Genomic DNA, 6,391 nt, shown 5'->3' with positions numbered 1-6,391 from the left:
TCCTCGGTGGAGACGAAATCGGCCGCCAGCACCCGAAAAGCGTTGGGCGCGTCGGCGAAGTACCGAAACGGCGGCAGATACCGCTGGCCCAGCAGCTGCGAACCGCGGTAGCGGCCCAGCACGTCGGGTGCTTCCCCGAGTTCGCGGGCATAAGCTGCCAACCGGTCCTCGGCCAGCACGAACCGCCGCTCCCCCGCTGCGACCTGCACATAGGTCACGTCAGGGTGTACCGCGACCGCCAGGTTGGCCGGCAGCGTCCACGGTGTCGTCGTCCATACGAGCAGGTGAGCGCCGGCCAGGTCACCGTCGGCGATCTTGAAGCCGACGGTGAGTGCGGGATCCTGACGACGCTGATAGACGTCGTCGTCCATCCGCAGCTCGTGGTTGGACAGCGGGGTCTGGTCGCGCCAGCAGTACGGCAGCACCCGGTAGCCCTCGTAGGTCAAACCTTTGTCCCACAGTCGTTTGAAGGCCCAGATCACCGATTCCATATACGGCAAGTCCAGCGTTTTGTAGTCGTGCTCGAAGTCGACCCAGCGGGCCTGGCGGGTCACGTAGGCGCGCCACTCGTCGGTGTAACGCAACACCGATTCACGGCACGCCTCGTTGAACTCGGCGATGCCCATCGCGTCGATCTGAGCCTTGTCGGTGATGCCGAGTTGCCGTTCCACCTCCAGCTCGGCCGGCAGGCCGTGGGTGTCCCAGCCGAACCGCCGCTCCACCCGGTAACCGCGCATGGTGCGGTAGCGCGGCACGATGTCCTTGACGTAGCCGGTGAGCAGATGCCCGTAGTGCGGCAGACCGTTGGCGAACGGCGGCCCGTCGTAGAACACGTACTCTGGAGCCCCTGCGCGGCGGGCGATGCTGGCCCGGAAAGTGTCGTCGGCTGCCCAGTAGTCGAGCACCTTTGCTTCGGCCGCCGGGAAGTCGGGGGTGCCGCCGTCCGGCTTGGGGTAGCTGTGCACGCGTCGTCTCCCTAGTGCCACTGTCAGGCCCGGGGACGACGATCGCACTGGACCGCCGCGGTACCACCCCGCTTGCCGCGCGGATGCACGACCGCTCGATGAGGCTGTGACGGGCCTACCCGTTCGGTTCTACTGGGCTCGGCCAAAATCGAGCTTTTCTTCCGAAGGCTTCCCCGGTGATGGCCGGATCGCTGCCGTTGGCGAGATTCTAATTCAGCCGAGCGCCGCCTTCGCATCGGCCAGGCTGTCCGCGCTGTCCGCCGCCAACACCAGCCGGGTGTGGCTCGCCAGGTAGACAGTCGCCAGGTTGACGCCTGCGACACCGAGTTTGTGGACGGCCTCGGCGAGCGCGCCGGGCCGATCCTCGACGTCGAGAACGATCACCTCCTGCTCTTCGGCCACGACGATGCCCGCGTGCTGCAGCGCTTCGAACGCCAGCGCGGAGTCTTGCACCAGGACATGCAGCTCGGCCTGCCCCCCGCCATTGGCCACGGCACACATCCCGGAGATATTGACGCCCGCGTTGCCCAGCATGTCGCCCACCCGGGCCAGCTCACCCGGCACGTCGTCCAGGTAGAGCGTCAGATCGGTGGCCATCGCGGAGGCTCCCTTCGCAGCACTCTGGCCGTGGCATACATCACAACGCTACTGCGTCGGGAGGAGCCGGGTCAGCTGAAATTCGACCGGCTTTTAGACTGCCAGCGTGGCGTTCGACGCGACGGCTACCCGGGACGTGGACTTGCCGCTGGCGGTCGCGGCCTACACGGTGATGGACGGTAGCAAGCCGGACCTGCCGTCCGGATTCACCCAGACCGCGCTCATCGAGGCTGACAGCGCGAAGGTCGCCGCAGCAACCAGCAAACCCGGCCCGAACCCCGCGATGACGGCGATGGTGAAGGACACCAACATCTTCGGCTTGATGGGCCGCAACGCAAGCAGCCGGACCGCATTCGTGTCGTTTCGCGGCAGCTCGGACCTGTCCGACTGGCTGGCGGACGTCGACGTCATCCCCGCGACGTACCTGCCGGTCAGCGGTTTCGGGCAGGTGCATGGCGGTTTTCAGGACGTCTACGAGTGCGTCCGGGCCAGCATCGCTGCCAACCTGGCCGGCGCCACCGCCGGCTGCGAGAAGATCCTGCTCACCGGGCACAGCCTCGGCGCGGCGCTGGCCGTGCTCGCGGCACCGGACATCTCCCGGGCCTTGCCGTCGACGGCGGCCAACACCGCCGAGCCTCGGCTCGTCACGTTCGGTGGGCCGCGCGTCGGGCTGCCCGATTTCGCCGCTGCGTTCAACGCGGTTATCGAATCGTGTTTTCGGGTGGTGAATTTCCTGGACATCGTGCCGCTGGTGCCGCCGGCACCGTACGTGCACGTCGGCGCCGAGATCGCGGTGGACAGTGGCGGGCCGGTCGACGTCGTGTGGCGTCACAGCCTGGTCGCCTACCGTGACGGCCTGTCCGCGCTGATAGCGACGCAGAGCTGACCGGTCTTTCCATCCGACCAACTCACCCAGCGCCTCAGTGGTGCAGCGAGTGCCCGATCCGCCGGCCATTACCCGAACCGTTCCCCGAGCCGTTAGCGCCTGGCACCGGCAGCTCGATGGTCGAGCCGTCCTCGCCGGCGCGTTCGTGCGAGCGGGCAGGCCGCGACCGGACCTTCATCGGCCACCAGAACCAGCGGCCCAGCAGCGCGGCGACGGACGGCATCATGAACGCCCGGATGACGAGCGTGTCGAAGAGCAGGCCGAGACCGATCGTGGTGCCTACCTGGCCGACCACCATCAGGTCGCTGACCGCCATGGACGCCATGGTGAACGCGAACACCAGGCCAGCGGCGGTCACCACCTTGCCGGTGCCCCCCATCGCACGGATGATGCCCGTCTTCAGCCCGGCGCCGATCTCTTCTTTGAACCGTGCGACCAGCAGCAGGTTGTAGTCGGATCCCACCGCCAACAAGATGATCACCGACATCACCAGCACCAGCCAGTGCAGATCGAAGCCGAGAATGTACTGCCACAGCAGTACGGACAGTCCGAACGATGCTCCCAGCGACGCGACGACGGTCCCCACGATGACCAGGGACGCAACGAAGCTGCGGGTAATAAGCAGCATGATGATGAAGATCATGCACAGCGACGCGATCCCTGCGATCAGCAGGTCGTAGGTCGAGCCCTGCCGTAGATCCTTGAAGATCGCCGAGGTGCCAGAGACGTAGATCTTGGAATTCGCCAGGGGTGTTCCCTTGATCGCTCCCTCGGCGGCCTTCTTTATCGCGTCGACCCGCGCGATGCCGTCGGTCGTGGCGGGATCGCCGCTGTGGGTGATGATGAAGCGCGCCGCTTTTCCGTCGGGTGAGATGAAGAACTTCATGACCCGCTGGAAATCCGGGTTGTCGAACACCTCCCGGGGCAGGTAGAAGGAGTCGTCGCTTTTCGCGGCGTCGAAATCCTGTCCCATGGCGGCTGCGTCGCCGCCCAGGTCCTCCATCTGCGCGATGATTCCGGCCATGGTGCTGTGCATGGTCAGCATCATGGTCCGCAGGCCTTTCAGCGCGGCGATCTGCGGCGGCAGCAGCGCGAGCAGTTGCGGCATGACCGTGTCGACGTTGTTGAGGTCCGGGTCGAGTTGGTCCAGCTTCTCGGCGATCTGGTCCACGCCGTCCGACGCCTCGTATGCCGAACGCATCGCCCAGCAGAGCGGGGTGTCGTAGCAGTCGTCTTTCGCATAAAACTGGCTGCGCAGCGGTCGGGAATACTCGTCGAAATCGGCGAGACGGTCACGCATCTGCTTGGTGATGTCCGCCATTTCCTTCGTGACACCGACGATGTGGTGCGTGTTGCCGGTGAGCTGCTGCATCGATGAATAGGCGTTCTCCATCGTGGCGATGGTCGTGGCGAGCTGGTCGGCTTGCTTGCCCATGTCGGCGACCCGGTCCTTGATGAACTGCAGATTCTGCAGCTGCCCGACGTTCTGCATGCTCAGCAGGAACGGGATGGATGTGTGCTCGATCGGTGTGCCCTCAGGACGGGTGACGCCTTGCGCCAATGCGACGCCTTCGACGTTGAAGACGGCCTTGGCCAGTTTGTTGAGCACCAGAAAGTCCGCAGAGTCACGCAGGTCGTGGTCGGATTCGAGCATCAGCACTTCGGGCAGCATCCGGGCCTGCGAGAAATGCCGTTCGGCGGCTGCCAGGCCGATATTCGCGGGAACGTCGCGCGGCATGTAGAGCCGGTCTTTGTAGCTGACGCGGTAGCCCGGCAGGGCCAGCAGACCGACCAGCGCGACCGCGCAGGTCGCGACGAAAATGGGCGCGGGCCAGCGCACGACTGCGGTTCCCACCCGTCGCCAGCCGCGGGCCGACACGGCGCGCTTCGGCTCGAGCAAGCCGAACCGGCTCGCGACGGTCAAAGCTGCGGGCACCAGGGTGAGCGCGACCGCAACCGCGACCAGCATGCCTACCGCGCACGGGGCGCCCATGGTGTGGAAAACCGGCAGCCGGGTGAAGCTCAGACAGTACGTCGCCCCGGCGATCGTCAGGCCGGACGCCAGAATCACATGGGCCACCCCGCGGTAGGTGGTGTAGTAGGCGGTCTGGCGATCCTCGCCGGCCTGACGCGCCTCGTGGTAGCGGCCCATGAAGAAGATGCCGTAGTCGGTGCCGGCCGCAATCGCCAACGTGACGAGGATGTTGACCGCGAAAGTCGACAGCCCCACGAGGCCGTGGGAACCGACGTGACCGAGGAACGCGACGGCGCCCCGGACCGCCGCCAGTTCGACACCGACCATGGCCAGCAGGAAGACCGCGGTGGTGACCGAGCGGTACACCAACAGCAGCATGATGGAGATCACCACGATTGCGGCCACAGTGACCTTCACGACCGTTCGTTCACCGCTGTGGTTCGAATCAGCTATGAGTCCCGCCGGGCCGGTGACGTAGGTCTTGATCCCGTCTGGTGCGGGGATCTGCGCCACGATGTCGCGGACGGCGTCGACGGATTGGATTCCCAGCACCTCGCCCTGGTTGCCGGCGAGGTTCACCTGGGCATACGCGGCCTTGCCGTCCGGGCTTTGGGCTGCCGACGCGGTCAGCGGGTCTCCCCAGAAATCCTGGATGTGCTGCACATGCGTGGTGTCGGCGTTCAAGCGGCGAATCAACTCGTCATAGTAGCGGTGGGCTTCGTCGCCGAGAGGTTGGTCGCCCTCCACAACGATCATCGCGACACTGTCGGACGTCGATCCGCCGAACAACTCGCCGATGCGCGTCATCGCCCTTATCGACGGTGCCTCTGTGATGCTCAGCGATGCCGCTCGATCTTTGGCGACCTGCTCCAGGGACGGCACGCCGATGCTCAGCAGCAGAGTGAGCGTCAACCATCCGAGGATGATCGGCACCGCGAATCTGCGAACCGTTCCAGCGATGAACGGCCGCGGATGGCCCCGGTGTTGCGTCCTCATGCCGTGTAGACGTCCCTCCCCTTCACCCGTTGCAGCCACCGAACACGCTACCTGCATTTATGCCGTCGCGCCCTGGGTGGTGGAATACTTTCGGCACTGTTACCGAGACGCGACGAAGAGGGATTCACATGCTGACGGCCACCACCGAGCCGGCACACCTGCCACCGGGGCCGCGGCTGCCGAAGACCATCCAAGGCATCGCGTTCTTGGCCGCACTGTGTGAGGTGGTGCCCGCACTGGGGCGACGCTACGGCCCTACGTTCACCATCAACCTGCCGGTCTTCGGCAAGACGGTGGTCATCAGCGATCCGACACTGGTCAAGGAGGTGTTCGCCGCGAGTCATGACGTGATCGAGCGCCCGACCAACCTCGGCGGCGTGTTCGGCCCCGGATCGACGTTCAGTCTCAACGGCGAAGAGCACCTCGCCCGCCGCAGGGTGATGCTTCCGGTGTTTCACGGATCGCGAGTGGGCAGCTACGAACACATCATCGAAGATGAGGTGCTCCGCGAGACCGCGACCTGGCCACAGGGCCGCGAGTTCGAAACGCTCGGGTCGCTGACCCGCCTGACCCTCAACTCGATCCTGCGCACCATGTTCGGCGACGACCCCGCCGTGCTGGACGAACTTCGCAGCCTGATCCCGAGCCTGGTCACGATCGGCTCCCTGCTGCACCTGATGCCGTCCATCGTGAGCCGTGACTTCGGCCGGTGGAGCCCGAAGGGACGGTTGCTGCGCCGCCGTAGGCGATTAGACGACGTGATGGACGCGCTCATCGCCAAGGCGCGGGTCGACCCGGCTTTCGAGGACCGCAACGACGTGCTCGCGCTGCTGTTGCGGGCCCGCTATGAGAGCGGTGAGCCGCTGCCGGATCGGCATGTCGCCGACGAGCTGCTGACCTTCGTCTCCGCCGGCCATGAGACGACCGCAAACCAATTGGCCTGGATCGTGGAACGGCTGCGCCGGCATCCGC

The 6,391-nt window shown here is 65.8% G+C and carries 5 protein-coding genes; 2 read left to right on the top strand and 3 right to left on the bottom strand.

Annotated features, from left to right (window positions below; genetic code table 11):
• Both AC2VOP_RS01735 and AC2VOP_RS01730 read right to left on the bottom strand, forming a co-directional pair.
• Positions 1–965, bottom strand: a 965-nt coding sequence (locus AC2VOP_RS01735; RefSeq protein ID WP_486959362.1) for a class I tRNA ligase family protein, incomplete at its 3' end; no start/stop codon positions are given.
• Between the two features lie 213 nt (positions 966–1,178).
• Positions 1,179–1,562 carry an ACT domain-containing protein gene (locus tag AC2VOP_RS01730; RefSeq protein WP_486959361.1) on the bottom strand — a complete coding sequence of 128 codons (384 nt, stop codon included), beginning with the start codon at positions 1,560–1,562 and terminating at the stop codon, positions 1,179–1,181.
• 106 nt (positions 1,563–1,668) lie between these two features.
• On the opposite strand from AC2VOP_RS01730, the gene AC2VOP_RS01725 reads away from it, so the two are divergent.
• Complete coding sequence (locus AC2VOP_RS01725; RefSeq protein WP_486959360.1) at positions 1,669–2,448, top strand: lipase family protein; 780 nt, start codon at positions 1,669–1,671, stop codon at positions 2,446–2,448.
• A gap of 34 nt (positions 2,449–2,482) precedes the next feature.
• Here the strand turns inward: AC2VOP_RS01725 and AC2VOP_RS01720 are convergent, their stop codons facing one another.
• Complete coding sequence (locus tag AC2VOP_RS01720; RefSeq protein ID WP_486959359.1) at positions 2,483–5,419, bottom strand: MMPL/RND family transporter; 2,937 nt, start codon at positions 5,417–5,419, stop codon at positions 2,483–2,485.
• 128 nt (positions 5,420–5,547) lie between these two features.
• On the opposite strand from AC2VOP_RS01720, the gene AC2VOP_RS01715 reads away from it, so the two are divergent.
• A partial coding sequence (locus tag AC2VOP_RS01715; protein WP_486959358.1) for a cytochrome P450 occupies positions 5,548–6,391 on the top strand: 844 nt, incomplete at its 3' end.

Source organism: Mycobacterium sp. TH-M106, from assembly GCF_057473765.1.
Note: the sequence above shows the minus strand (reverse complement) of the source record. Positions and strands in the feature narration are given on the sequence as shown.

Bases quoted from the DNA above. Each gene is read 5' to 3' on its own strand.
- AC2VOP_RS01730 (WP_486959361.1), bottom strand. From the start codon at position 1,562: ATGGCCACCGATCTGACGCTCTACCTGGACGACGTGCCGGGTGAGCTG.
- AC2VOP_RS01720 (WP_486959359.1), bottom strand. From the start codon at position 5,419: ATGAGGACGCAACACCGGGGCCATCCGCGGCCGTTCATCGCTGGAACG.